Below are 19,544 nucleotides of genomic sequence, written 5' to 3' on the forward strand. Positions count from 1 at the left end.
ACGTGGCCTTTCAGAGTTGGGCGACCTGCATGGGGCGAACGACGGGGAGTGGCGCCGTCTTGCGGCGGCGCCGCGCGGCTGCCTCGGCGTAATAGGTCTCCAGCTGCCGCGCGCGATGGTCGGGGGTGTGGTCGGCGAGCACCCGCCGCCGCGCGTTGTGGGCGATCGTGCGCCGTTGCTCGTCCGGCATGTCGCGCAGGATCTCGACAACCTCGCGCGGGCTGGTTGCCAGCAGGATTTCCTTCGAGGGCGCGAAGATCGTCTCGATCCCGGGCCACCGGTCCGAGATCACGGGCGTGCCGCAGGCCGCCGCCTCGAACAGCCGGACGCTCGGGGAGAAGCCCAGCGCCTTCATGTCGGCGCGGGTGGCGTTCAGCGTGAAACGCTGCGCCGCGTAGAACTCCGGGTGCTGCTTCGGCGAGAGGTGCTCGATCCGCGTAACGTTGGCGGGCCAGGCGATATTGTCCGGATATTGCGCGCCGGCGACGACGAATTGATCGCTCGGCAGCGTGCGCGCCGGTGCCAGCAGCAGCTCCTCGAGAGCGGGCTGCCGGTCCTCGCTGTAGGTCCCGAGATAGCCGAGCGCCCATTTCGGCGGCGCCTGCTTCGGCGCGTAGATCTCCGCGTCTGCGCTGCAGTAAAGCGCACGCGCGAGCGGACTGCCGTAGCTCTGCTCGATCATGCCGGGCACCGGTCCGCCGGTGAACGACAGATAGAGATCGAAGCGCGGGATCATTGCCGCCGAGAGATAGTCGAGGCCTTGCTCGAGCCGCGCCAGAGTGACTGGCGTGTCGATGTCGTAGAACGCGGTGATGCCCCTCGCGTGCGTCGTGGTCCATTCGGCGAGCGCGATCCCGTCAGGAACATAAGAGCCGATGATCACCAGATCGGCATCGCGGATCAGCTTGCCGAACTGGCGCGGAACATCTTTCGAAGATTGGTACAATTCGACAGTCCAGGCAGAGGGCTTGGTCAGGTCGCGGTGATCCCGATACCAGGGCACGTCCCGCTCCAGGAACGTGACGCGGTGACCTCGTCGCGCCAGCGCTTCGATCAGGGCGCGGTAGGTCGTGGCATGACCGTTGCCCCAGGACGAAGTGACCGAAAGACCGATGACGACGATGGAGAGGTTCATTCTGCTGCCTCGATTCGGGAGCTGTGGGCGACGAAGAGATCGTTGAACTGGCGGGCGCGCTGCCGGTAAGTGTGCTGGCTGAGGATGCGTGCGCGGGCGCGGCGGGCGATAGACCGGGCCCGCTCGGGATCGAGCGCGGTGAGGTGCTCGGCCACCTCGGCTCCGTCGGCGGCCACCAGCACCTCGCGGCCGGGTTCGAGGAAATGATCGATGCCGGCCCACTCGTCGGTGATCAGGCAGGCGCCGGCGCCGATCGCTTCGAACACCCGCGTCGGCGGTGAGAAGCCATAGCGCGCCATGCTGTCGCGATTGACGTTGAGCGTGGCGAGCGCGGAGCCGAAGAACGCGTTGTGATCGGCGGTGCCGACATGGCCGACCTTGCGCAGATTGGCGGAGGCGTCCTTGTCGTCCCAGCCGGAGCCGCCGAGCACGAAGGACTTTTCGGGCAGATGGCGTGCAACGTCGAGGAAGAAATGCTCGACGCGCGTCTCGCGGTCGGGCAGGCGGTTCGCCAGCAGGCTGAGATCGCAGGCAAAGCGCGGATTGGGCGGTGACGGAAAATGCGTGGAGGGATCGAGTGCGTTGTAGATCGGCACGCAGTCCCGCGCGCCCACCGATCGATACGCGGATACGACGGGCTCGCCGCCGCCATAGGTCAGGACCATATCGTAGCACGGGATCGCGCGGCGCAGATGATGCTGCGGATCGCTTTCCATCGCCTCGAGCGTGGCGGGAGCATCGACGTCCCAATAGATCCGCGTCAGCCGTGAGGGCAGCGCGGCGACGGCGTTCTCCAGCTCGAGATCAAAGACGCCGACGCCGCTGGCCTTGACCAGCATGTCGGCCGATTGTGCGGCTGTGTCGAGCGAGCGGCGCCAGCCGTCCGCGGTCGCGGGATACACGACCACTTTGGCCCAATCCGGCTCGTCGATGTCGCGATGCGACTGGCGGTCGAACGCGTCGGGCTCGTAGAAGGTGACCTCGTGGCCGAGCGCCGCGATCTCCTTCAGCATGCCGCGATAGTAGGTGGCGGCGCCGTTCCAGTAGGACGAGACGAGGCTGGATCCGAAGAAGCAGATGTTCATGCGACGGCTCCGATGTCGTGCTGAGGCCGTGCCGAACGGCTGGAATCCCTGAGGTCGGTGACGATGTCGATGAGCTGCTCGGCGCGGTGGCGGCAGGTATGACGATCCTGGATGACCTTCAGGCCGGTCGCCACCATCGCGGCAGAGAATTCCGGATCGTCGATGACGGTGCGAAGCGCATGCTTCATCTGCGCGCCGTCGGCAACGCTGAGATAGGCGCCCTCGGGGAAGAGACCTTCCGTATCCGACCAGGGTGCCGAGACCAGGGGAATGCCGCAGGCCAGCGCCTCGAACACGCGGATGGTCGGGATGCCCGGCAGCAGGACGTAAGGCCCGCGCGGCACGTGAATGGTTGCGCGCGCGCCCGCGAAGGCGACGGGGGCCCAGTGCGCCGGCAGCCAGCCGCCATAGCGGATGCCTGCGCTCCTGATGGTGCGGAGCGCATCATCCGAATAGCGCACGCCATGGACGCTGGCGCGGAGCTTCAGCTCCGCCACGGGCTCGACCAGGAACTCGTTCAGCTCGGCGCTGCGCTCGCCGTCGCCCCAATTGCCGACCCAGACCAGATCGTCGGTCCGCTCGACCTGCGGCAGCGGATGATACAGCGCGACATCGGCGGCTTCGTGCCAGGTGAAGACCCGGTCGGCCCAGCCGAGCTTCAAATAGATCTGCCGAAGCACCTCGCCGAAGGCGAGCACGCCGTCGAATCCGTCGAGATCGAATTGCGCAAGCTCGTCGGGCGCGCTGACCGCACGGTGATGAGTATCGTGAAAGAGCAGGGTGAAGGACGCACCTTGCGCCCGCCTGCGCCCGACTTGCGCGATCAGATCGGGCGAATTCCATTCATGCACGATGACGAGATCGGCGCCATCAAGCGCCCGGTCGAGATCGAGGCCGGTATCGTAGCGGCGGATGTCGATGCCGGAGAAGAGCGCCGGGATGTCGTCCATGGCATGACTGCCGCCTTCGCGGATCGCGTTCAGCCGGCTCCAGCCGTCGATGGGTTCGAACACGACGACCTCGTGCCCGAGCGCATGGAGCTCGCGCGCATAGCCACGCAGGAAATGCGCGTTGCCGTTGTTCCAGCAGGAGGTGAAGGCATGATAGAACAGGACGCATTTCATGCGCGCACCTCGATTTGGCTGGCCGCGGCGCTCGTCCGGCGCGATGCGATCAGATCCTGGTAGAGACCGAGATAGGCGCTCGTCATGCGCGTCAGCGAATAGGTCAGGGATTGCTCATAGGCGGCCCGCTGCAGCTTTGCGCGGCCCATCTCGTCAGCGCAAAGATCTGCCAGAGCCCGGTGCAGCGCCTCGCTGTCGGCGGGATCGACGAACAAGGCGGCGCCGCGCCACAATTCCCTGAAGGTCGGGATGTCAGAGAGGACCAGCGCGCAGCCGGCGGCGGCGGCTTCCAGCACCGAGAGACCGAACGGTTCATAGAGTGCGGGGCTGACGAAGATCGCTGCATGCTGCAGGCGCGTCTCCAGCGCCGCGTGCGGCAGCTCTCCGAGCCAGGTGATACCCGCTGGCAGGCGTGCTTCGATAGGACCGGCCACCTCGACCGGCCAATCCAGCCCAGGCGCGGCGGCGGCGAGCGCTTCGATGTTCTTGGCTCGGTCCCACAGCCGTCCTGCCGCGAAAATCAGGTCCTGCTTTCGCCCAGACGGGGCGCGTGGCGAAATTCCGTTCCAGATCACCGCGCCGCGCGATTGCGGCTGGTAGATCGCCGTGATGTCGTCGTGGAAGGCCCGGCTCGGACAGACCCAGGCCTGCGCCGCGTCGAGCGCAGCGGCGACCCGCTCGCTGTAGCGGCGCCATCTGGGCTCGCCAAGCCAGGCCGTATCGCGGCAGGCCAAGGCCCAGGAGTTCACGCAGGAATGCGCCACCAGCACGGTCGGGGCCTGCCATGCAAAGGTCGCCTCGCGAAAGCTGTTCAGGTGCACGACGTCAGGCGCCAATCTGGCTTCGAGCTTCGCAAGCACGCGCCTTGCGTCGGAAACGTTCCGCCCCTCCGGGTCCTGCCATTCGAGTGCGAGGTCGGTCTCGACCAGGTGCACGCTGGTCTCGCGCAGCATCTGATGCTGATCGTCACGCGGCCGCGGGCCCAGCGTCACGAGCGTAACGTCGGCACCGGACGCAGCGAGACTCGTGGCGAGGGCGCAGGAATAGGTCCACACGCCGCCAACCGTGTCGGTCGTCATCATGATCCTGTTGTCGGCGCCACGGCTCATGAGGCCACCTGGAGTTCGAGGCTGTCGAGCGGGACCGGGCGATCGTTCTGCACGTCGCTGAACTGGTCGAACATCGCGAGATAGTGCCGGTGCGCACGCTCCCAGGCGACATCGTCGGGCTCGCCCCAGAGCTTGCGGTAGTCGGGCGAGCCGGGATAGGGATAGAGCGGCACCGGATCGTTGGCCCAGACACCGGCATCCTGCATCGTGCGGCGCCAGCGCTGCACGACGGGATCGTCGTCCTCGGGCACCTCGATCAGATTGGCCTGCACGAAGGGAACGTGGCGGCGGGCTTCGACCAGCCGGTCGGCAAGCTGATCCGTCGTCATCTTGCAGTTCTTGGCGAGGGCCGCGCGCCCTTCCACGGTAAGGCTTTCGATGCCGGCTTCGATCGAGACGCAGCCGGCGCGCCCGAGCAGGGCGAGCATGTCGGGCTTCCAGAGATCGATCCGCGTCTGCACGCCGAACTTCACCCCGCGCGTCGTCAGGCCCTCCAGCAGCTCGCGATTAGGAAGGAAGATCTCGTCGATGAAGTAAACGTACTCGATGCCATGACGGTGCAGACGATCGATCTCTCCGAGAATGACGGCGGGTGGCCGCTTGCGATAGGCGTTGCGGAAATTCTCCTTGGCGCAGAACGTGCAGTTGTAGGGGCAGCCGCGCGAGGCCTCCACCTCGGCGCCCGGTGCGGTCGGCGCGGCCTCGAAGCGGTGATGATGGTGATGGTGACGCCGGATCATATCCTCCGGCCAGTCGAGCGCGGGCTGATCGCTGAACGCGACCGCCTGGGGCCCGCCATTGACCCGGAGCGAAGCACCGTCGGCGAAACACAGGCCGGGGAAGTCCCGTTCGCCATTGGCGAGACGCAGCAGGGACGCCTCGCACTCGCCCATCACGACGATATCGACGCCGAGCTTCTTCAGCGCGGTCTTCGGCGTGGTCGAACCATGCGGGCCGACCGCGATCAGGGTCGGCGCAAGATCCCGCACCGCGATGGCGAGCTGCTGCGGTACGCGCAGCTCGGGCGGCGCGCAGCGCCAGAACAGATAGGTCGGTGCGGTGGTGAAGACGATCTGGCCGGGACGAAAGGCGCGCAGCTCGGTCTCGATGTCGCGGAGAGAGAGATCGAACATATGCGCATCGAGCAGCAACGTGTCGTGGCCGGCCGCCTTTAGATAGTGCTGGGAGATGCCGAGCTCGAGCGGCAGGTGAGGCGAGCGGCAGCCGAAATAGATGCTGCCCGAAAAATCCCAGTTCGGATTGATGAGGGCGACCCGCGTCATGCCAGGGCCTCGCTTCTATTCTGTGATCCGAAGCGGCTGTCGAGCCAGGTGTGGAGCGAGCGCAGGCCATCGGCGAGAGGCATTTGCGGCGTCCAGCCGAGCGCGGTGGCGAGCGCCCGCGTGTCGGTCACGTACCAGGGCTGATCGCCCGGTCGCCAGTCCGCAAAGCGATAGCTGACCTTGCGGCCCGTCAGCTCTGTGATGCGGTCGATCAACTCGAGCAGGCTGATCGCATTCGCAGGACCGCCGCCGAGATTGAAGACGCGCCCGCGCGCCAGCGCGATGTGGTCGAGCGCCGCGAGCCAGGCGCTCACAGCGTCCGACACGTGCAGCGCGTCGCGGACCTGCTTGCCATCGCCATAGATCGTCAGCGGATTGCCGCTTATGGCGCTGAGCAGGAAGTGTGCGATCCAGCCCTGGTCCTCGGTGCCGAACTGCCGCGGCCCGTAGATGCAGCTCATGCGCATCACCACGGTCTGCAGCCCGAACACCCGGGCATAGTCGTGGACGTATTGATCGGCGGTGCCCTTTGAGCATCCATAGGGACTGTAGAAGTCCAACGGCGCGTTCTCCGAAATGCCGCCGGCGAGCAGATCGTTGACCGGCGTGTAGCGACGGCCGGTGAGCGCGATCTCGCTGTCCTCGATCAGGCGCCCGTAGACCTTGTTGGTCGAGGCGAAGATCACTGGCGCTGAGGCGTTGTGCAGGCGGACGGCTTCGAGCACGTTCAGCGTGCCACGGGCGTTGATCTCGAAATCGGCCGAGGGATCGCTGACGCTGTCGGTCACGGCGACCTGGGCCGCGAGGTGCAGCACGGCGCGTGCCTCGCGCACGGCGTCGATCACCGGAATGGGGTCGCGGATATCGGCCACCGTGATCGCGACGCGCTCGCCATGCCGGGATTTCAGCCATTGCGCGTTCTCGCGCACGCCGGCGCGGGCGAGATTGTCCAGCACCAGCACACGGTCGCCGCGCTCGGCCAGACGGTCGGCGAGATTGCAGCCGATGAAGCCGCAGCCGCCGGTGACCAGGACAGGTCTGTTGTCTTGTTCACTCATCACGCGACCAACCCTCGTTGCAGCAGCTCACGGGTCGCCCGCTCCGCCTGATCGTCGGCGATCTGGTCGGCGAGGTACCCGGCGAGCTCTTCGAGCCCGTCCTTGAACGCGACATGCGGCTCGAAGCCGAGCAGGTCGCGTGATTTGCCGATGTCGGCGAAGCAGTGCCGGATGTCGCCAGCACGGTATTTCCGTGTGATCTCGGCAGCGATCTCACACCGTCCCATCACCTGGGCAAGATCCTCGGCTACCGACAGAATGGTGCGGCTCTGGCCCGAGCCGACGTTGAAGACGTCCTGGGCGTGGTCGGATTCGAGCGCCATGCGGCAGGCGCGGGCGACATCGTGCACGTGGACGAAGTCGCGCCGCTGCAGGCCGTCTTCGAAGACGAGCGGCGGCCGGCCATTGAGCAGCCGCGCGGCGAAGATGGCCAGCACCCCGGTATAGGGATTCGACAGCGCTTGCCGCGGACCGAACACGTTGAAGAAGCGCAAGCCGACCGTCGGAATGCCGTAGGCCTTGCCCGTGATCAGGCACATCCGCTCCTGCGCATATTTGTTCAGCGCGTAGATCGAGCTCAAAGACGGCTGCTTGGTCTCAGGCGTAGGCACGGGATCGAGCGCATGGCCTGCATGATCCCGCAGTTCCCACTCTCCTTGGCGAAGCTGCCCGATCGGTCGTTCGTCGCAAGCCACGACGTTGCCGACGGCATCACGATACAGGCCCTCGCCGTAGATGCTCATCGAGGACGCCACCACCAGCCGTGCGACCGGTCGCTTCGCCAGCGCCTGCAGCAGCACGGCGGTGCCGAGCTCGTTCGTCCTGACATAGGGCTCGATGTCGTACATGCTCTGGCCGACGCCGACGGCGGAGGCGAGATGCAGGACCATGTCGGCGCCGCGCAAGGCCTGTTCGACGGCGACGCTGTCCGTGACGTCGCCGACCACGAGCTCGGCATCGTCCGCGAGATAAGCGGGCCGCTGACGGTTGCCGCCATGGACCTGCGGAGAGAGATTGTCGAGAAGGCGGACCTCATAGCCAGCCGCAAGCAGCACGTCGGCCGTATGCGAACCGATGAATCCCGCGCCTCCGGTAATCAATACTCGCGTCATTCACCGCTCCGTGCCGCATGGGACCGATCCGTTCGGGACCAGCCGATGATGAGAGTTGAAGCGCGCCTTTGCTTGGTCGGGCGACCTGCGCGCCAGTCACGTCTGGGAGTTAGAAGCGGTGCAAGGAATGTTCGTTCCTGCGAAACCTACAAACGAAAATTTCTCTAACCTGGATCAATAACCCAAGTGAATCCCAGCTAGAATCCGGCTAGAAATGCGCGCCATGAAGTGGCGCCGGCAGGTCGAGATGTCTTGCAACCGTCGCGCCGATGTCGGCAAAGCCGGCGCGTCGGCCGATCGGAGCCGTTGACTGCGCGGTCCACGCCAGGATCGGGACCTGCTCGCGCGTATGATCGGTGCCGCTCCAGGTCGGATCGCAGCCATGATCGGCGGTGATGATGAGGAGATCGTCGCTTCGCAGCCGGCTCAGCAGCTCAGGGAGGCGGGCGTCGAAAGCTTCGAGCGCCGCTGCGTAGCCGGCGACGTCGCGGCGGTGGCCGTAGAGCGTGTCGAAATCGATGAAGTTGGCGAACAAAAACCCGCCTTCTGCAAGGCCTCCAAGCCCATCGAGCGTGGCATCGAACAGCGCTGCATTGCCGTCGCCGCGCAGGTTTCTCCCGGTGCCGCGATGAGCGAAGATGTCGTCGATCTTGCCGATCGTGACGATGTCGCGGCCGGCAGTTTCTGCAAGGTCGAGGATGGTTCGCTCGGGCGGCGGAACCGAGAAATCGCGCCGGTGCGAGCTGCGCTTGAAATTGCCTGCGTCCGTTCCGACGAACGGACGCGCGATGACGCGGCCGATGTTCAGGGGATCGACCAGCCGTCTCGCGATCGTGCAAACGTCGTAAAGCCGCTCAAGCCCGAACGTCTCCTCGTGCGCCGCGATCTGGAACACGCTGTCGGCCGAGGTGTAGCAGATCGGCTCGCCGCTACGCATGTGGCGCTCGCCGAATTCGGCGATGATGTCGGTGCCGGAGGCGTGGCAGTTGCCGAGGATGCCGGGCAGTCCGGCTTGTTCGCACAGCTTTGTTACGAGATCGCGCGGGAAGCAGGGCTGGATCTTTGGAAAATAGCCCCAGTCGAACGCGACAGGCACGCCGGCGATCTCCCAATGGCCGGATGGCGTGTCCTTGCCCCTCGATATCTCGCTGGCGCATCCATGGCGCGCACCCTGAACCCGGCCGTCGAGCCCGGGCGGGACGCGCCCCGTCGCAAGGCGGCAGGCCTCGCCGAGGCCGAGCACCACGAGATTTGGCAGGCACAGCGGCCCCTCCCGCTGCGGACTATTGGCACGCCCGGCCATGCATGCATCCGCAATGTGGCCGATGGTGTCGGCACCTTCGTCGCCGTAATTGGCGGCGTCGGGCGCGGCGCCGATTCCGACGGAATCCATCACCAGGATCAGGGCACGCATGTCGGCTCCCTGATCGGCGGGGAGACGCCACTAGAGGAGGCGAGACCGGTCTTCGTGCAATAGCGCTCGACCATCTGCGCGCAGAAATCGGCGAACTCGTTCACGTCGAGCGGCGGGCTGGTGTGATGCGGTTCGAGACCGCGGTGTTCCGGCGTGAAGCAGAACGTCACAGTGATCTCGAACTCGGCCAGCGCATCCATCTGGCGGTCGAACCAGTCCAGTGCGTTGGGGCGGAAGCTGTCGGCCCATGACAGGCCGGTCCGCAAGTGCCGCACGCCGAACCGTCGCATCCAGCGCACGGCGTCATCGAGACGATGGTCCTCGAAATGAAACCACTGGCAGAGGCCCATGTCGGCGGCGTATTGGCCGAACAGCTCCGCCGCGGCTTTCGGCGTTCCATCCTCGCGCAGCAGGCCCATGTGGAAATGCCGGTAATAGGAGGACCCCTCGGCCTCCTTGTGCCGCGTGGTCGCCTCCCAGGCCGAAGGGAGATCATAGAGGCTGTACCAGTGGATGCGGGGCGCGCGGCCGATCAGAAGGTCGGCGGTGCGCGACAGGCCCCAGGCTTGCACCTCCTCGGCGCCGAACGAGGAGACGCCGACCTCGGTCACCCAGACCGGGAGCGAGGTAACAGCCTTGATCTCCTCGATCTTGGCCGGCCATTCTCCGATCTGCCATAAATTCCAGTCGAGCGGAAAGCCGTGCACGGCGACGGCGTCGACGTGATCGAGCACGCCACGCGCCTGCATGCTGCGCATGAAGGACGGGTCGATCGGCGAAATGCCGCCGAGCACGCGCGGCAAGGTCGGATGCGCGCTGCGGATGGCCTTGCCGGCCGCGAGCGCCAGGTTGGCAAACATCGCCCAGTCCGGGTCGATCAGGAGGTCCCAATGCGACTTGTTGTTGGGCTCGTTCCAGATCTTGGCCGCCTCGATCATCGGCTCGCCTCCCGTGACGGATAAACCGGCCCGTCGACCTGCGGCCGCGTCGTGCGCTTGCACAGATAGACCTCCTCTTCCGGATGGGCCGCGATGGCAAAGCCGGCGCTGCGCAGCATGGCCTCGACGCAGGCGCGATTGGGCACCCACCAATTGGTGGGGTCGTCGGCATATTTGTGCTCGATGAAGTGCAGCTTCGGGTAGCCGGAGGAATCGAACTGATCGGTAGTCCAGAAGTCGTAATTCTTCTCGATCGCATCGACCCGGCTGTCGCCGCGCAGCATCGACTGAAACAGGAGGAGATCGCCGGCGACGTGCTCATGGATCAGGTCCAGCGCCAGCAGCGGGTGTCGCAGATGATAGAGCACGCCCATGAAGATCACGAGGTCGAACTTTTCGCGCAGCTGCCCGACATCATAGGCCGACATCTTGCGGAATTCGATCCTGAGCCCGTTCACCTCGGCCGCGAAGCGGGCCTGGGCCAGATATTCTTCGTCGGTGTCGAGGCCGAGCACGCGTTCGGCACCGCGCCGCTTCATCTCCATGGCGTAGAAGCCGGCATTGCAGCCGATATCGAGCACGGTCTTGCCTTCGAGCCGGTCCGGAATGATGCCGGAGAAGCGCTGCCACTTCACATTGGGGTAGTCGCCGAGAAAGTGCGACGGCGCTGTCGGCACGCCCTTGAGGTCGAGATTGTGAAACCATGGCCCCAGCGCATCGACGCGCTGGCGGATTTCCTCGCGGGAGAGGGCGCCTCTGGTCATGCAATCGCTCCGTTATTCATTGAGACCGGCCGGGCCCCGTCCGATGAGGCGCGGGTCCGCGACTTGGAACGGCCCTCGACGCCCTCGGCGAGCAGGGCCATTGCCGTGCGATAGCCGTCGATGGTGCCGACATCGACGTAGGATTCGCCGGCCTTGACCCCGATGCCGTTGCCGCCGGTCGAAAGGTAGGCATTGACCAGCGTCCCGAAATATTCGTCGCGGCGTTCGCGTGCGTGCCACAGCGCCTGGAGCTGGCGGAAGCCGTGGGCCGACATCTTGAAAGCACCCCAGATCCAGCGCGAGGCTGCATTCGGCTGCTTGACCTGGATCTCCGTCACCTGCTCGCCGTCCAGCACCACCGCATCGAAGAATTCGGGGTGCTCGACCGGGAACAGCAGGAACGAGAGGTCTGCCTCGGGCAGGGATTGCAGGGCCGCCTTGGGAAACCACACCGTGTCGGGCAAGCCGACCATGACGTCTTCGTGCCGCCCGACGACGGTGCTTGCCCTGAACACCGCGTCGCACAGGCCGGAGGCTTCGGGCTGCACCACATAGGCGAGCTCGGCGCTGCCGTAATGGTCGCCGAAATATTCGAGGATGTCGGACTTGCCGGGCGAGATCACGAAGCAGATCTTGTCGGCGCCGCCGAGGATGAGGCGCTCCAGCAGATATTCGGAGACGGCGCAGGGACGATCGGTACCGTCGTCGCGCCGGCTGCCGACCGGCAGCAATTCCTTCGAGAAGGCGAGCGGCTGAATACGGCTGCCGCGGCCCGCGGCCGGAACGATGCCCCACATGATCAGGCCTCCTCGATTTGTTGCCGGCTGACCCGGCTCGACGCAATCTGCTCGAGCATCGAGATCAGTTCACGCGCCCGCTTGTCGGATGTGTGCTGGTCCATGGTGCGCTCATAGGCGCGCAGGGCCATGCGCCTGAGCTCGGCATCCGGCATCGCGAGTGCGGCAAGCGCGTCGTGCTCGTCGCGTGCGATCAGGATCTCTTCTCCGGGCGCGAAGAAGTCCGCTATTCCGGGCCAGTCGTCGCTCAGCAGCGGGGCACCGCAGGCCGCGGCCTCGAACAGCCGGCCGGACGGGCACCAGCCCATCTCCGCCATGGCCCGGCGGGTGACGTTGAGGGTCAGCCGCGATGAGGCAAAGAACGGCGCGTGCTCGGACGGCGGCAGGTGCCGCACGAAATAAATGTTGGGCGACCATGGGAAATCGTCCGGATACTGCGCGCCGCCGATCAGGAAGCGGAGATCCTGGCGCGCCCGCGCGGGCGCGACGAAAAGCGCCTCGAGCGTGCGCTGGCGGTCTTCGGAGTAGGTGCCGAGATAGGACAAATCGGCGCGATAATGCGGCTGCGGCGTAACCGGATGGTGGATGTCTGTGTCGACATGCCCATAAAGCGGCCGGGTGTCGCGCGCGCCGAGCCTGTTGCGGAATTCGTCCGCAACGTGAGGCCCTCCGGTAAAGCTGAGCACCAGCGCGAAGTCCCGCAGGCCGCGCGGGCCGATATAGGGGACAGCCTCGCCGGCGATGAGCCTTGCCAGCGTAACCGGAGTATCGAGGTCGTAGAACACGGGAACGGCACGATCCTCAGCGAGAATCAGCTCGGTCGCGGCGATCGCATCGGGGCAATAGGAGGTCACGATCGCGACGTCGGCATCACGGATTTCGGCGCTTGCCGCCTGCCGCACGTCGTCCCAGTTCGCGAACAGCCGGAGCGCGCCACCCGGCAGCTCGTAGAGATCCCGGGCACCGGCATAATAGGGCACGTCGCGCTCGAAGAAGACGACGCTGTGTCCCGAACGCGCGAGATGCTTGCAGAGGCCGCGCCACAGGGTGGCGTGACCGTTGCCCCAGGAAGACGAGATTGTCAGGCCGAAGATGATGATCTTCACGCCGTCACCCGTTGGTTGATCCTGGTGATCTTCATGCCGCTTCTGTCGGCGCGGAGCGTGCTGATGCTGGCCGGATCGATCTCGATCGAAAGAAACTGGTCGAGCGGCGTGCGCGAATAGTGCAGCAGCGCGGCGCGGATCGGCTCGGCGTGGCTGACGAGGACGACCGCGTCGAGATTGCGGTCGCCGCGCAGCTGCTCCAGATGAGCGACCATGCGGTTCTGAAGCGACCGCATGCTCTCGCCGCCGGGCGGGCGGCTGGTGCCGCGCCGCCCATTCCAGCGCGACCATCGGGGATCCGGCGCCAGCTCGTCGAACGATCGCCCGGTCCATTCGCCATAATCGAGTTCGTCGAGGGCAGGAACGATCTCGACCGGCAGCCTGAAATGCGCCGCGAGGATGCATGCCGACTGCATACAGCGCCGTTGCGGGCTGGACTGAATGAGCGATGGCCGCGCCGCGATGGTGCCGGCACAGCGCGCCATTTCCTCACAGCCGAGATCGTCGAGCGCGACGCCTTTCATCCGGCCGCACAGGATGCGGCCGAGCAGGGCATGATGACCGTGGCGGACGAGATGGATGATCCCAGCCATCACGCAAACGCCTTGTCGTCGATGAAGGCGCGCGTCCGCCGTCCGGCCTCCTCGTCGGTGAACTGCTGCGGCGGCGATTTCATGAAATAGCTCGAAGGGCCGGTCAGCGCTCCGGCCTGGCCGCGGTCCATGGCGAGCTTGGCACAGCGCACCGCGTCGATCACGACGCCCGCCGAATTCGGGGAGTCCCAGACCTCGAGCTTGACCTCGGCGCTCAGGGGAACGCCGCCAAAGGTCGTTCCCTCCAGGCGGATGAAGGCGAGCTTGCGATCGGTGAGCCACGGCACGTGGTCGCTCGGTCCGACATGGATGTTGTCGGGGTCCATGGGGAGGTCGAACTGGCTGGTCACGGCCTGGGTCTTGGAGATCTTCTTCGAGGCCAGCCGCTCCCGCTCGAGCATGTTCTTGAAATCGGTGTTGCCGCCGACATTGAGCTGGTAGGTGCGGTCGAGCCGCACCCCGCGCTCGCGGAACAGGTTGGCGAGCACGCGATGCAGGATGGTGGCACCGACCTGGCTCTTGATGTCGTCGCCGACGATCGGCAGGCCGGCCTCCTCGAAGCGGCGCTGCCATTCGGGATTGGAGGCGATGAAGACCGGAATGCAATTGACGTAGCCGCAGCCGGCCTCGATGGCGCGCGCCGCATACCACTCGCTGGCACGCTGCGAGCCGACCGGAAGATAGGAGACCAGAACGTCGGTGCGGGACATCGCCAGCACTTCGGACACGTCGGCCTCCGGCACCTCCGCAATCGGAACGTCGTCGGTGAGATAATGCCCGATGCCGTCCAGGACCGGTCCGCGCTGCACGATCACGCCTGTCGGCGCGACGTCGGAGAAACGGTGCGTGTTGTTGGGCGCGGCGAAGATCGCATCGGCGACGTCGCGGCCGACCTTGTTGGCGTTGACGTCGAACGCCGAAGCGATCTGGATATCGCTGATATGGTAACCGCCGAGGTCTGCATTCATCAGTCCCGGGACCGGCTCGTTCGACTTGGCGTTCCGGTAGTAGGTGAGGCCCTGGACGAAGGAGCTCGCGCAATTGCCGACGCCGACGAGTCCGACGCGCACGCGGCGCCTGTGTTGGAGACGAGAATGCATGGAATGAAGCCCTCCGGAAGCATGCGGCGTCGGTGCAAGAGTCGGTGTAAGTACGTCGGCGAACGTGTGGAAGGTATGTTCGTTCCTGGGAAGGAGATGCGAGCGGCACGCCGTGGGCCGATTCATCGCGACAAAATGCGACGCGCTTAACATGGGATAAAGTCCCGTACCGCCAGCTCGGAACGAACGACTTTCATGATGAAGATGAAGAAGATGATGCTCGCCTCACGCGGACCGTTTCGTATCTGCCGCGAAGAACCAATCACTGCGGCCCGCGTTTGTCGGCCAATGGTTCGATGCGGTGCGGCGTTCATCGCCCGCCTAGTGAACGAGGTGTGACATGACATCCAAGGCACAGAACAGCGAAGCCCACGAGACCACCGATCACAACGTCATCCAGAAATGGGCCGAAGAACGCGGCGGGAAGCCGGCGACCGTGAAGGCGACGGAGGAGGGTGGCCACGCCGGAATCCTGCGTATTGATTTCGATCCGCCGGATGAAGCGTTGGATCGCATCAGCTGGGATGCGTTCTTCGAGAAGTTCGATGAAGCCGGCATCGCGTTCCTGCATCAGGATCGAACCAAGGACGGCAAGCTCAGTCGATTCCACAAGTTCGTGCGACACTAGCGACCGCGACATGGCGGGCGGCTGGGCGGAAGCGATCAGGGCGGGCGATTTTGGGCGCGCCTGGCGGATCAACGATCGAGATTTGCTGGAGATCGCGCATCCGCCCAAGCACACTGGCCCGCGCCATCTCCAGCGGATCTGGCGCGGCGAGGACCTGCAAGATAAGCACGTGCTGGTGCGCTGCTATCACGGACTCGGCGACACCATCCAGTTCCTGCGCTTCATGAAGCCGCTTCGCGCGATTGCGCGCAGCGTCACCCTGTGGTGTCAACCCGAGCTGCTGCCGATGGTCGAGGGCGCAGCGGGCGTCGATCGCGCCATTCCGCTGCATGATGGTGCGCCCGAGAGCGCTTTCGAGGTCGACATCGAGATCATGGAGGTGCCGCACGCTATCAGAGCGCGCCGCGATCAGGTCGAGATGCGCGTTCCCTACCTGATGCTCCCTCCTGTTGCCGTACAACCGCTTCGGCTGCAAAGTCTGGCCGTCGGCCTGGTCTGGAAAGTCGGTGAGTGGGACAAGCGGCGGGAGGTTCCGGCCGTCTTGCTGCGCAATCTCGCTGGATCCGGCGTGACGCTCCATTCGCTTCAGCGCGGGACGAGCACCGAAGAGCTCGCGACGATCGGGGCACGGGACATCAGCACGCCTGATATCGTCGCTCTCGGCCATCGCCTGCGGCAGCTCGATCTCGTCATCTGTGTCGACACCATGGTGGCACACCTTGCGGGCGCGCTGGGATGCGAGGCCTGGGTCTTGCTGCATGCCGATTGCGACTGGCGCTGGCCCCAATCCGGTGCGCGTTCGTTCTGGTACCCGAGCCTGCGGCTGTTTCATCAAACACGGCCGGGCGATTGGGTCGATGTCATCGCCGACGCCCGCAACGCGCTACGGGTGCGGCTCGAAGGAGGTCGAACGACCGCGGCGATGTGATTTCCAGACGTTCTTTCCAAGACATTGATGAGGAACGAGCGCCGCCCACGCGCTTTGGTGCAACGCCCTCGCAATGGAAAGACGCTCATGCAAAGTTCCGACGCCGGTGTGTCGACTGCCAGCCTGTCGCAGGTGACCGACGATATCTGGATCGTGAACGACAAGCCGATCAACGCCGCCGGCCTGCAACTGCCCGTGCGGATGACTGTCATCCGCCTGTCGAACGGCGACCTCGTGCTGCATTCGCCGGTGAGATATTCGCCGGCTTTGCGCCAAGAGCTGGAGCGGCTGGGCACGATCAGATACCTGCTGGCGCCGAATATTGCGCACTGGATGTTCCTGCCAGAATGGCAAAGGCAGCTGCCGCAGGCCGCGATCTTTGCTGCGCGCGGCCTTGCGGCGCGCGGGCAGGTGCGGGCGGCGGGCCTCCGCATCGATCGGGAGCTTGGAGACACGACGCCGGAGGAATGGGCCGCCGACCTCGAAACGGTGTCGGTGAATGCTCCGATGTTCTCGGAGGTCGAGCTGTTCGACAGGCGGAGCCGGACGCTGGTTCTGACCGATATCGTTCAGAACCTCGATCCCCACCACCTCAGCGCCGCGAATACAGCCGCGGCGAGCCTGCTCGGCATTGCCAAGCCGGGCGGGAAGGCCCCGATCTATCTGCGGCTGCTGCTCCGCCTTGGCGGCCGTTCGGCGCGGGCTGCGGGCGAGCGGCTCGTGAAGCTGGCTCCGGAGCGGGTGATATTTGCGCATGGCGACTGGTTCGAAACACAGGGAACGGCACGCCTGCGGCGATCCCTGCGCTGGCTGCTTCCCGCGGACGTCTCGGGACGCGAGCACGGGCAGATGGTCGGCACGCGCGTCGTCATCACCGGCGCCTCCAGTGGAATCGGCCGCGCCGCGGCGCTGGCCTTTGCCCGCGAGGGCGCAAGCGTGGTCCTCGCCGCACGCCGCGGCGAGGTCTTGATGCGGCTTGCTGCGGATTGTGAGGCGCTCGGAGGCCGGGCCCTGGCCGTGCCAACCGACGTCACTGACGCGGAGGCGGTGCAGCGTCTGGCCGGTGCGGCGGATGAGGCCTTCGGCGGCATCGACGTCTGGATCAACAACGCCGGCACGGGCGTGTTCGGGGCCTATCAGGATGCCGACATCGCGCTTCATCGCCGGACCATCGAGGTCAATCTGCTCGGCACCATGCATGGCGCGTTCGCGGTGCTTCCGATCTTCCTTCGCCAGAACCGCGGTGTCCTGATCAACAACATCTCGCTCGGCGGCTGGGCGCCGACGCCCTTTGCCGCAGCCTACACCGCCAGCAAGTTCGGCCTGCGCGGCTTCACCGCAAGCTTGCGTCAGGAGCTCCGGGCTCATCCCGGCATTCACGTCTGTGGCGTTTTTCCGTCCATGGTCGATACGCCGGGCTTCGTCCACGGCGCCAACGTCTCCGGACGAAGGCTCGATCCTGGTCCGCTGCTTTATCAATCCGAAGATGTAGCCCAGACCCTCCTGCGCCTCGTCCGCGCGCCTCGTGACGAGATGGCCGTGGGGTGGCCGGCGCGCGCCGGGCAACTGGCCTATGCGGTTGCTCCTGAGATCACCGAGAATGTCATCGGAGCCGCATTCCGCTGGCTGCTGTCGCGCGCGCGTCCAGCAGCAAGGAACGAAGGGACCTTGCTCGAAGCGGGTCCGCAGGGCACGTCCGTCGACGGCGGCTGGCTGGTGCGGAAGCAGGTTCCGCCGGCCGCTGTGCTCAGCAAGGGGCTCGTGGTGCTCGGGATCGCTGCCGGCCTGGCATTCGCGGCATCGAGGGCGGGGCGTTACAGACCCCGCGCGAGGACGCGGCGGCGCCGCGCGTGAGTCCGCGGCAATCTCGCGCCGAGGACCGACGGGGATGCCCGCCCGCCGGACCGCAGATGGCTCCGACGCCGGAACGAAGCCCCGAGACCGCGCGTTCCTGCGGGAACACCCGAGGACCAGACGTTGCCGCGCTATCATTTTGATTTGGTGGATTCTGAAACCGTAGCCGACGAGGGAGGTGCCGATTTGCCGGACGACATCAAGGCTCTGGATGTCGCCGAAGAGATTGCGCGGCGCCTGCTCGAGGAGCGTCCCGAGCTTAAGGGCCGCCACTTCTCGATCCTCGTCACGAACGAGGATGGTGAGGAAATCGGCCGGATGCCGCTGGATGTAGTGCACTGAAGCCGTGATCTGACATGACGTTCATGATTGGGGTGATCGCCGACACGCATGGACTGCTGAGGCCCGAGGCGAAGCGCTGCCTCGCCGGCGTCTCGCACATCATCCACGCCGGCGACATCGGCGCCCAGGCGGTGATGGACGGGCTTTGCCGCATCGCACCCGTCACCGCGATCAGGGGAAATGTCGACCGGGGCACGTGGGCTGAACGCTTTCCCGAAACACAAACGCTGCGCCTCGGCGGCCGCAGCTTCCACGTCCTGCACGACCTCAACGAGCTGACGATCGATCCTGCCGAGCTCGGGATCGATGTCGTGGTCTCAGGGCATTCCCACCGCGCGCGGATCGAAACCGTCAACGGCGTGCTCTATCTGAATCCAGGCAGCGCAGGGAAGCGCCGCTTCAAGCTGCCGATTACGCTGGCAACGATGGAACTGCACTCCGGCGGGCCGCTGCGGCCGGTCATTCACGATCTCGACACGCCAGCAGGCCTCCGCTGCTAGTGCGTCTTCGATTTCTGCCACCGCTCCAGATCCAGCGGCGGCCGTTCCGGATCGATCTGTTCCTTCTCGGGATTGCCTTGCCAAGGCTTATCCGTCTGCCGGTGCGTCGGCATATCGGTCTTCCGGCGCGGATCGTCGAGCGGTGTCTCTCGCGGATCGGTTTCAGGTTCAGTCGCCTTTGGCATGTGTTTCCCCGTCGAGAGTTTCCCTGTCGAGCTCGCAGGATGGGCTGCGGCAGCACCCTCTGATCAACCCGGGACGCAGCGCGGCGTTCCCTGTCTCGCGCTGCGGCGATCGGCGCAGGAACGACCCCTGCGACAACTCATTGTTCTATTTCGACATTGCGAACCATCGACACAGGAGCAGCAGATGTCAAAGATGCCTCCAGTCCCCGAAGAACAGCGGAGCAACAAGGGACCCGGTTCCGATCCGGCCGTCGAGCCGACAGAACGGGAGCCGGGCCGCGAGAATTTCGATACCCAGGGCCGCCACGGCAACATCAAGCAGAACACGACCAACCAGGGCTACCAGCAGGATCGATGATGCTCGACCTCAACAGATGCACCAAGAGACAGTCGATGAGCAGGACAGGTCTGGTGCTGCTCGCCGTGCTGGCGACCGCCTCCGCCGGAGTGGCATTCGGGCAGGGAGGTGGCGGCGGCGGGGGAGGGAGC

Annotated in this window: 21 protein-coding genes; 6 read left to right on the forward strand and 15 right to left on the reverse strand. The window is 65.6% G+C overall.

Annotation, left to right across the window (positions count from 1 at the left end; all coding sequences use genetic code 11):
* Nucleotides 1-10: 10 nt before the first annotated feature.
* From I6F37_RS32565 to I6F37_RS32630, 14 genes are all read right to left on the reverse strand, one after another.
* Nucleotides 11-1,135 (reverse strand): glycosyltransferase, encoded by a 1,125-nt coding sequence (locus I6F37_RS32565; protein ID WP_225153758.1) that lies wholly within the window; start codon nucleotides 1,133-1,135, stop codon nucleotides 11-13.
* The gene (locus tag I6F37_RS32570) at nucleotides 1,132-2,220 is read right to left on the reverse strand and encodes a glycosyltransferase (protein ID WP_225153760.1); all 1,089 of its coding nucleotides are present in this window, start codon (nucleotides 2,218-2,220) and stop codon (nucleotides 1,132-1,134) included. Before I6F37_RS32570 ends, I6F37_RS32565 begins: the two co-directional genes overlap by 4 nt.
* Nucleotides 2,217-3,344: a glycosyltransferase gene (locus I6F37_RS32575; protein WP_225153762.1), complete on the reverse strand. Its 1,128-nt coding sequence runs from the start codon at nucleotides 3,342-3,344 to the stop codon at nucleotides 2,217-2,219. Before I6F37_RS32575 ends, I6F37_RS32570 begins: the two co-directional genes overlap by 4 nt.
* A complete protein-coding gene (locus I6F37_RS32580) occupies nucleotides 3,341-4,453 on the reverse strand; it encodes a glycosyltransferase family 4 protein (protein ID WP_225153764.1) in 1,113 nt (370 codons plus the stop codon). The genes I6F37_RS32575 and I6F37_RS32580 overlap by 4 nt, the downstream gene beginning before the upstream one ends.
* On the reverse strand, nucleotides 4,450-5,736 hold the full coding sequence (locus tag I6F37_RS32585) for a TIGR04295 family B12-binding domain-containing radical SAM protein (protein WP_225153766.1): 1,287 nt from the start codon (nucleotides 5,734-5,736) through the stop codon (nucleotides 4,450-4,452). The genes I6F37_RS32580 and I6F37_RS32585 overlap by 4 nt, the downstream gene beginning before the upstream one ends.
* The gene (locus tag I6F37_RS32590; protein ID WP_225111869.1) at nucleotides 5,733-6,794 is read right to left on the reverse strand and encodes an SDR family NAD(P)-dependent oxidoreductase; all 1,062 of its coding nucleotides are present in this window, start codon (nucleotides 6,792-6,794) and stop codon (nucleotides 5,733-5,735) included. Before I6F37_RS32590 ends, I6F37_RS32585 begins: the two co-directional genes overlap by 4 nt.
* Nucleotides 6,794-7,906, reverse strand: coding sequence for an NAD-dependent epimerase/dehydratase family protein (locus I6F37_RS32595; protein ID WP_036023669.1), 1,113 nt, complete (start codon nucleotides 7,904-7,906; stop codon nucleotides 6,794-6,796). Before I6F37_RS32595 ends, I6F37_RS32590 begins: the two co-directional genes overlap by 1 nt.
* 208 nt (nucleotides 7,907-8,114) lie before the next feature.
* Complete coding sequence (locus tag I6F37_RS32600) at nucleotides 8,115-9,320, reverse strand: phosphopentomutase (protein WP_225153768.1); 1,206 nt, start codon at nucleotides 9,318-9,320, stop codon at nucleotides 8,115-8,117.
* A complete protein-coding gene (locus tag I6F37_RS32605) occupies nucleotides 9,308-10,258 on the reverse strand; it encodes a beta-xylosidase (RefSeq protein WP_036005069.1) in 951 nt (316 codons plus the stop codon). Before I6F37_RS32605 ends, I6F37_RS32600 begins: the two co-directional genes overlap by 13 nt.
* On the reverse strand, nucleotides 10,255-11,022 hold the full coding sequence (locus I6F37_RS32610; RefSeq protein WP_074448197.1) for a TIGR04290 family methyltransferase: 768 nt from the start codon (nucleotides 11,020-11,022) through the stop codon (nucleotides 10,255-10,257). The genes I6F37_RS32605 and I6F37_RS32610 overlap by 4 nt, the downstream gene beginning before the upstream one ends.
* Nucleotides 11,019-11,819 (reverse strand): sugar phosphate nucleotidyltransferase, encoded by an 801-nt coding sequence (locus I6F37_RS32615; protein ID WP_225153769.1) that lies wholly within the window; start codon nucleotides 11,817-11,819, stop codon nucleotides 11,019-11,021. Before I6F37_RS32615 ends, I6F37_RS32610 begins: the two co-directional genes overlap by 4 nt.
* 2 nt (nucleotides 11,820-11,821) lie before the next feature.
* Nucleotides 11,822-12,925, reverse strand: coding sequence for a glycosyltransferase (locus I6F37_RS32620; protein ID WP_225153771.1), 1,104 nt, complete (start codon nucleotides 12,923-12,925; stop codon nucleotides 11,822-11,824).
* Nucleotides 12,922-13,518, reverse strand: coding sequence for a histidine phosphatase family protein (locus I6F37_RS32625; RefSeq protein ID WP_225153773.1), 597 nt, complete (start codon nucleotides 13,516-13,518; stop codon nucleotides 12,922-12,924). The genes I6F37_RS32620 and I6F37_RS32625 overlap by 4 nt, the downstream gene beginning before the upstream one ends.
* A complete protein-coding gene (locus I6F37_RS32630; RefSeq protein ID WP_225153775.1) occupies nucleotides 13,518-14,618 on the reverse strand; it encodes an inositol-3-phosphate synthase in 1,101 nt (366 codons plus the stop codon). Before I6F37_RS32630 ends, I6F37_RS32625 begins: the two co-directional genes overlap by 1 nt.
* A 340-nt stretch (nucleotides 14,619-14,958) precedes the next feature.
* Between I6F37_RS32630 and I6F37_RS32635 the strand changes: the two genes are divergently transcribed.
* The 5 genes from I6F37_RS32635 (at nucleotide 14,959) to I6F37_RS32655 (ending at nucleotide 18,870) form a co-directional block, all read left to right on the forward strand.
* Nucleotides 14,959-15,246 carry a hypothetical protein gene (locus tag I6F37_RS32635; protein WP_057029924.1) on the forward strand — a complete coding sequence of 96 codons (288 nt, stop codon included), beginning with the start codon at nucleotides 14,959-14,961 and terminating at the stop codon, nucleotides 15,244-15,246.
* A 10-nt stretch (nucleotides 15,247-15,256) separates the two neighbouring features.
* Nucleotides 15,257-16,174, forward strand: a complete 918-nt coding sequence (locus I6F37_RS32640; protein ID WP_225153777.1) for a hypothetical protein — start codon at nucleotides 15,257-15,259, stop codon at nucleotides 16,172-16,174.
* A gap of 87 nt (nucleotides 16,175-16,261) precedes the next feature.
* Nucleotides 16,262-18,028 (forward strand): SDR family oxidoreductase, encoded by a 1,767-nt coding sequence (locus I6F37_RS32645; RefSeq protein ID WP_109144238.1) that lies wholly within the window; start codon nucleotides 16,262-16,264, stop codon nucleotides 18,026-18,028.
* A 123-nt stretch (nucleotides 18,029-18,151) separates the two neighbouring features.
* Nucleotides 18,152-18,370: a hypothetical protein gene (locus I6F37_RS32650; protein WP_057029921.1), complete on the forward strand. Its 219-nt coding sequence runs from the start codon at nucleotides 18,152-18,154 to the stop codon at nucleotides 18,368-18,370.
* A gap of 14 nt (nucleotides 18,371-18,384) precedes the next feature.
* Entirely contained in the window at nucleotides 18,385-18,870 is a 486-nt protein-coding gene (locus tag I6F37_RS32655; RefSeq protein WP_109144237.1) for a metallophosphoesterase family protein, read from the forward strand.
* On the opposite strand, the gene I6F37_RS32660 is transcribed toward I6F37_RS32655, so the two are convergent.
* On the reverse strand, nucleotides 18,867-19,055 hold the full coding sequence (locus tag I6F37_RS32660; RefSeq protein WP_036005037.1) for a hypothetical protein: 189 nt from the start codon (nucleotides 19,053-19,055) through the stop codon (nucleotides 18,867-18,869). The genes I6F37_RS32655 and I6F37_RS32660 overlap by 4 nt on opposite strands.
* 184 nt (nucleotides 19,056-19,239) lie before the next feature.
* Between I6F37_RS32660 and I6F37_RS32665 the strand changes: the two genes are divergently transcribed.
* Entirely contained in the window at nucleotides 19,240-19,413 is a 174-nt protein-coding gene (locus tag I6F37_RS32665) for a hypothetical protein (protein ID WP_192893250.1), read from the forward strand.
* Nucleotides 19,414-19,544 lie beyond the last annotated feature (131 nt).

It is taken from the genome of Bradyrhizobium sp. NBAIM08 (assembly GCF_020193935.1).
GTDB classification, from domain to species: Bacteria; Pseudomonadota; Alphaproteobacteria; order Rhizobiales; family Xanthobacteraceae; genus Bradyrhizobium; species Bradyrhizobium yuanmingense.

Coding starts and splice junctions, on each gene's coding strand:
- I6F37_RS32565 (WP_225153758.1), bottom strand. CDS start 1,135: ATGAACCTCTCCATCGTCGTCATCGGTCTTTCGGTCACTTCGTCCTGG.
- I6F37_RS32570 (WP_225153760.1), bottom strand. CDS start 2,220: ATGAACATCTGCTTCTTCGGATCCAGCCTCGTCTCGTCCTACTGGAAC.
- I6F37_RS32575 (WP_225153762.1), bottom strand. CDS start 3,344: ATGAAATGCGTCCTGTTCTATCATGCCTTCACCTCCTGCTGGAACAAC.
- I6F37_RS32580 (WP_225153764.1), bottom strand. CDS start 4,453: ATGAGCCGTGGCGCCGACAACAGGATCATGATGACGACCGACACGGTT.
- I6F37_RS32585 (WP_225153766.1), bottom strand. CDS start 5,736: ATGACGCGGGTCGCCCTCATCAATCCGAACTGGGATTTTTCGGGCAGC.
- I6F37_RS32590 (WP_225111869.1), bottom strand. CDS start 6,794: ATGAGTGAACAAGACAACAGACCTGTCCTGGTCACCGGCGGCTGCGGC.
- I6F37_RS32595 (WP_036023669.1), bottom strand. CDS start 7,906: ATGACGCGAGTATTGATTACCGGAGGCGCGGGATTCATCGGTTCGCAT.
- I6F37_RS32600 (WP_225153768.1), bottom strand. CDS start 9,320: ATGCGTGCCCTGATCCTGGTGATGGATTCCGTCGGAATCGGCGCCGCG.
- I6F37_RS32605 (WP_036005069.1), bottom strand. CDS start 10,258: ATGATCGAGGCGGCCAAGATCTGGAACGAGCCCAACAACAAGTCGCAT.
- I6F37_RS32610 (WP_074448197.1), bottom strand. CDS start 11,022: ATGACCAGAGGCGCCCTCTCCCGCGAGGAAATCCGCCAGCGCGTCGAT.
- I6F37_RS32615 (WP_225153769.1), bottom strand. CDS start 11,819: ATGTGGGGCATCGTTCCGGCCGCGGGCCGCGGCAGCCGTATTCAGCCG.
- I6F37_RS32625 (WP_225153773.1), bottom strand. CDS start 13,518: ATGGCTGGGATCATCCATCTCGTCCGCCACGGTCATCATGCCCTGCTC.
- I6F37_RS32630 (WP_225153775.1), bottom strand. CDS start 14,618: ATGCATTCTCGTCTCCAACACAGGCGCCGCGTGCGCGTCGGACTCGTC.
- I6F37_RS32635 (WP_057029924.1), top strand. CDS start 14,959: ATGACATCCAAGGCACAGAACAGCGAAGCCCACGAGACCACCGATCAC.
- I6F37_RS32640 (WP_225153777.1), top strand. CDS start 15,257: ATGGCGGGCGGCTGGGCGGAAGCGATCAGGGCGGGCGATTTTGGGCGC.
- I6F37_RS32645 (WP_109144238.1), top strand. CDS start 16,262: ATGCAAAGTTCCGACGCCGGTGTGTCGACTGCCAGCCTGTCGCAGGTG.
- I6F37_RS32655 (WP_109144237.1), top strand. CDS start 18,385: ATGACGTTCATGATTGGGGTGATCGCCGACACGCATGGACTGCTGAGG.
- I6F37_RS32660 (WP_036005037.1), bottom strand. CDS start 19,055: ATGCCAAAGGCGACTGAACCTGAAACCGATCCGCGAGAGACACCGCTC.
- I6F37_RS32665 (WP_192893250.1), top strand. CDS start 19,240: ATGTCAAAGATGCCTCCAGTCCCCGAAGAACAGCGGAGCAACAAGGGA.